General features: G+C 67.6%; 3 protein-coding genes. 1 reads left to right on the forward strand and 2 read right to left on the reverse strand.

The window, feature by feature from the left end:
• Positions 1 to 1927 (forward strand): ricin-type beta-trefoil lectin domain protein (locus UK12_RS37065; protein ID WP_197085332.1); only part of this gene is annotated, 1927 nt, incomplete at its 5' end.
• 1060 nt (positions 1928 to 2987) lie between these two features.
• Here the strand turns inward: UK12_RS37065 and UK12_RS31655 are convergent.
• Together UK12_RS31655 and UK12_RS41845 are read right to left on the reverse strand one after the other, a co-directional pair.
• Positions 2988 to 4127 (reverse strand): acyltransferase family protein, encoded by a 1140-nt coding sequence (locus UK12_RS31655; RefSeq protein WP_045306656.1) that lies wholly within the window; start codon positions 4125 to 4127, stop codon positions 2988 to 2990.
• Positions 4128 to 4998: 871 nt separating this feature from the next.
• A partial coding sequence (locus UK12_RS41845) for a hypothetical protein (protein ID WP_045306657.1) occupies positions 4999 to 5644 on the reverse strand: 646 nt, incomplete at its 5' end.

Raw genomic sequence — 5644 nt, forward strand, 5'->3', positions numbered from 1 at the left:
GGACCCGGCGACCGCTCCGGCCATCTCCGGTGCCGCCTCGGCCGCGCCCGCCAGCAGCACCACCGGCTGGAACGGCGTCCAGGTCACCCACCGCGCCTCACTCCTCAGCGGCAAGGCGGTCGACGACCTGATCGTCCACGCCAAGGGCGACCCGCAGCTGTACCTGTACAAGAACGACGGGCACGGCAACCTCACCCTTCGGACCTCGTTCTACAAGTCAGGTACCTCCAGCAACAACGCCGTCACCTGCCAGGACGTCAACGGCGCGACCATCACCTGCCCCGCCGACTTCGGCGGCACCGACTGGTCCACCACCACCCAGATCCTCGCCCTCGGCACCCCCGGAGGCGAAAGCACCGCCGGCCCGAACGGCACCATCGCCCTCACCCAAACGTCGCTGCTCGCGGTAATCAGCGGCAGGCTATGGCTCTTCCCACCCGGCGCGTTCAGCACCACACTGCTCACGCCTATTGACCGCGAGGTCTCCGCCGCCACCTCGTGGGGCAACTACGACCTGATCGGTCCCGGCCCGGCCAACGGAGACAACCAGCCCACCCTGTGGGCCCGCGACAGGACGGCCGGCACCATCCACGCCTACCCGCTCACCAAGAACACGGACGGCACTGTCAACTACTCCGCCCTCGCCGACCCGACGACCGGCACCATCGCGAACACCGGCGGGATCACGCCGGCCGCATTCCCGACCGTCGGCTCCTCGGGTGACATCACCGGTGACGGTGTCCCCGACCTGTGGGCAATCCGAGCCGACGGCAAACTCATCGTCTGGCCCGGCAATAGCGCCGACGGCACCGCCAATACCTCGGTCAACGGCTTCGGTTCTGGCGTCACGCTCGCCGACCTCCGCGCGCCACTGGGCCACTGGCGTCTCAACGACGCGACCGGCAGCACCACGGCGGCGGACACCACAGGACAGCACCCGCTGACCGTCCAGGGCGCCGCGTTCGGTCCCGACACCGTCAACGGCAGGACAGCCACCGTCGCGGCCTTCAACGGCACCACCTCCGCCATGACGACGGCGGGCTCCACCGTCAACACGAGCCAGTCGTTCACCATGACCGCATGGGCCAAGGCGACCGCCTCCGGCGGTGTGGTCATCTCCCAGGACGGCACCAACGCCAGCGCCTTCCAGCTCTGGCCGTCCAACATCGGCGGCGGCAAGGCGGAGTGGAAGTTCGGCATGGCCGCATCCGACACCCCGAACGCCACCATCGACGTCACGGACACCAGCAACGCCAGCGCCCTTGTCCAGTACAACGCCTGGCAGCAGCTGACCGCCAGCTACAACGCCGACACCAGCGAACTCCTGCTGTACGTGAACGGTGCACTGGCCTCCACCGGCCTGCACAAGAGCACCTGGCAGGCCGCCGGCCCCACAGTTGTCGGCCGCTTCAAGCAGAACGGATCCCCGGCGGCCTTCTTCAACGGCAGCATCGCCGAGGTCTCGGCCTACCAGTTCGCCAGCGCCCCGACCACCGCAAGTGCCACCTCCATCCAGAGCGGCACCAACCCTGTCAAGTGCATCGACAACCAGAACGCCGCGACCACTGACGGGAACCCGGTACAGATCTGGGACTGCTACCCCGGTATCGCCGCCCAGTCCTGGAGCCTCAACGCCAACGGCACCATCACCAACCAGGGCCACTGCCTGGACGCCGATCACGGGACGGCCGCGAACGGCACCCACGTCCTGCTGTGGACATGCAACGGCGGCTCCAACCAGCAGTGGCTGCCGATCGCCTCCGGCGCGCTCTACAACCCAGCGACCAGCCGCTGCCTGGACGACCCCGACGCCACCACCGCCAACGGCACGCAGCTCCAGGTCTGGGACTGCTACAACATCCCCGCCCAGCACTGGAGCGTCGCCAGCTACGCCCCAGTCCCCCTCGCACCTCTGCCCGGAACCTGACGCACCAACACGACAACAGCTCTGGCCCCCGGTGTCTTCAATCACACCGGGGGCCTGTCCCATCCATACCCGGTGTCCGAACTCATGGGCAGTCTGACCGAAGTACCCACCTCCCACGTGCGATGGCCAGGCGTTCCTTGTTTGGGATCAGGCGGTTCCGGAGTGTCACCAGCGTCACGGTCTCGCAGGTCTCTGCGGTCGGTGCCTGGGCCGTGGACAGCGCTCGGCGACTCTGGCCCGGACAATCGCGCGCTGGCCGGCTCGCCAGTGGTGGCGGCCGATCAGAACGGGCCGCTGACGGAGTTCGTCCGGAACTTCCGCGGTAGGGTCGGCGCCCTCACGCAGCAGTCCGGTGACCACTGGGCCACCACCTGGGCCGACCAGGGCTGCAGCTGGGTGCAGGACGGCTTGATGGCCACCTTGGCGGCCGACGGCTGGATCGACGTCTTCGCCCCGGATATGACCGGCAAGGGCGGCATACGGCACAAGCGGCAGAGCCTGCCCAACGGTCCCTTCGCCCAGGACGCGTCCTTTCACACCGCGAACGCAGCCGACGGGGCACGGTCGGTCGGCGGGTCGACGGAGGTTCTGCAGATCTTCTGCCCTCAGGCAGAGACCGGCCGGACCGGCACCCAGCACGCCCAGCCCAATGGCGCATGGAGCACCGCTCCCACCGCCACAGCCGGGCCGGTCGGGATAGCGGGCGCTACCGTGCTCACCGGGTCGAACGGCCGAATGACTCTCGCCCTCCGAGACGCCAACGGCGGAATCAGCCTGACCGCCCAGCGCGCGCCCGGCGGTCTTCGACGCCCCTTGGCAAGACCTGCGCTCGGTCGTCATAGGCGCCGCGACCGTCGCCGCCGACTCCGCAGGACGCGCGAGGCTCCTCGCGCTGGGCCGCGACGCCCGCCTACACATCAGGCGCCAACAGAAGCCCAGCGCCGACAACCCGTACGGCGGCCGCCAGACGGTCGGCGGATGACCGGCCCGAAAACGGACCAGCCTCCCCGGGCAGATCGGCCCGGGGAGGCTGAGGTTGTCCGAGACGCGCGCGACGGACTCAACCAGCGGCGATCCGAGGCGTGTTGTTGCGCATCTCCTCCACGCTCCGGGCGATCGCTTTCCGAAGCCGCTTTGCGAGCGGCTTCTCCACGCACTGGTGGATCAGCCAAGCCAGCAGCGTCATCGCCAGGATCACGACGGCAACCAGCGCGCCGTGGCTCATCTTGTTCCGGAACGTGTGGATCAGGTTCCAGCCGATGTTCTCGTGTACCAGGTAGAGCGGGTAGGTGAGCGCGCCCAGCGTGGTCAGCCACTTCCCGCGGACCCAGGACAGCTTGCCGAGCGCGAGGAGCGCCATCACCGCGTAGAACACGGTCAGGATGACGATGACCGGCCACTCGGGAACGTGGTAACGGAGGTCATAGCCCTCATGGCGGTAATTGAAGAGGATCGCCTGCTGCGCGAGGAAGTAGGAGATCGCCACGATTCCCCACAAGAGCGGGGTCGGCCGGAAGCGGTGCATCAGGTAGAAGGCGATTCCGGCGATGAAGAACGGCGAGTACTCGGGCATGACCACAATGTCCAGGAAATCCCCGCCCGCCTCATGGGCGATCGCGGTGGCCACCGTCCACAGCGCGCAGAAGATCACCGCCGTACGGTAGGTGAGGCCCCGCCACAGGACGATCGCGAACAGCAGGTAGAACTTCATCTCGATCCACAGCGTCCAGTACACGCCGTCGACCTGAGTGGCCCCCATCGGTTCCTGCAGCATCGTCATATTGGCCAGGACGTCATGCAGGGTACGGCTCGGCAGAACCACCGGCCAAATCGCCAGGACGACTGCGGTGATCAGGACCGCAGCCCAGTAGGCGGGAAAAAGCCGCACGACCCGGGATATGAAGAAGTCCCCGAGCGTCCGCCCCCAACTGCTCATACAGATGACGAATCCGCTGATGAGGAAGAAGAGCTGAACGCCCAGCCACGAGTAGGCCGTGAAATGGTGCAGCACCGGGAAGAGCTTCTCTGACGAACGGCCGCCCCAGGCCTTTGTCCACATCGCGGTGTAGTGATAGGAGACAACGGTGAGCGCCGCCAGGAAGCGGAGGCCGTCGAGCGCGGCCAGTCGGCCTGGCTTCGAGCGGCGAGCCGGTTCTTGCGCCGGTATTGCGGCGGTCGACTCAGTGAGTTGGGCGTACATGGAGCGAGATCCTAGTACCCCCGGGGATCCTGGTGACCATTTCCCGGTAGGGCTCTGGTTGTGCGCGATCATGGTATAGCGGCTGGTTTTCGTCTGCCTTCGGTCGTTGGACGGGGCAACATGGTCTGCAGCGGCAGCAACCGGGTTGTTCCGGTCGCGGCTGCGAGTTCTGGGTCATCGGGCCACCAGCGGGGCAGCGTGGTCCGTCGCAGCCACGTTCCGCTCAGCGCGGGCCTCGGCCACACACTCGGCAGTTGCGCGAAGGGCCTGGTTCCTCACCGAGTACAGCTGCCGTGGTGCTGGCACCTTCTCCGAGCTGACGGACGCGCCAGCGCCACGGTTGCCCGCTGGCACGGCGACGACTACCACCTGCTCGACTTCGCACCCGAGGTCGGCCACCGCTTCCCGAGGGCCGCGACGGCGCGGTGCGCACCGACGGGCTGCTTCGCTACGCGACAGCGGACCTGACGGACCCATGCACTACCGGAGGTTGGTAAAGGTCGACCGTGCCACCATGGACGCCGAGCGCCGCTCGACCATGCTGACCACCTACGCCCGGTGCTGGTCATAGTCGCCGCTGCCCGCCGGAGTCCGGGCCGGCACCACCGCCGCGCAGGGCAACTGACCGGCTGGGTCACCGAGGCTAACCGGGCAGGCCGGGGGTCACCTGAACAGCGACTACGACACGGCCCACGTCGGCCTCACCAGCCGTTGGAACTCCGGCTCGAACGAGAGCGCTGTGAACAGAATCAAGATGTTCCAGAGGCAAATGTTCGACCGCGCCGGCTTCCTGTCCTGTGTCACCGATTCGTCCGCGAGGCGGTCGCGCTGACCTGCGATGAGGAATCTTGAGTGGCAAAGGGTCCTTGATCTACTGGTGCCGCTGTTCGGGGATTCGGAGAACTTCGCCAGTGGATCTTGCTGGAATGTCGAGACGGTCGGCGAGTGCTGCTGCGGCGAGTTCGATGGCTTCGGGGTAGATCGCGGCGTGTGTGTAGGCGTCGAGGTCAGTCGGGAGCCCGCGGTGGTGGTTGTGGGTCTGCAGTGCGAGGAGTCGGTATCTCCAGTGGTGCGGGACGGCGGCCGGGGAGGCTGGCCAGGGCGGGACGGCTTCTGCCGCGGTTTGGTGGGCGAGGGTGAGTTGCTGGGGTGTGAAGCGGCGTAGGAGCCGGTTCGCCCTGTGTTGGGCGGTGGTGATCTCGGGGCATGGGGAGAGGTCGAGGTGGGGTTTCCCGAGATCGCTCAGCCAGATTCCGTGCCGTGTGCAGACCTTGTGGTGGACCGGCAGGTGGACGGGGACGGGCTGGCGGATGCCGTGGTGGGCAGTGCACCGGTGGCAGGCGGTCGTAGACCGGACGGGGCTTTCGTCGGTGCCGAAGGCGGGGAGCGCGTGGGCAAGGCCGGCGGGAGTGGTGCTGGTGAGGTGGGCGAGTTCGTGCAGGGCGTGGGTGGCTGCGGGGACGAGCATGTGGTGCAGGGCCCGGTCGTCGAGGTTGCTGGTCTTCGTGGAGAACCAG

The organism is Saccharothrix sp. ST-888 (genome assembly GCF_000955975.1).
Classification (GTDB): Bacteria; Actinomycetota; Actinomycetes; order Streptomycetales; family Streptomycetaceae; genus Kitasatospora.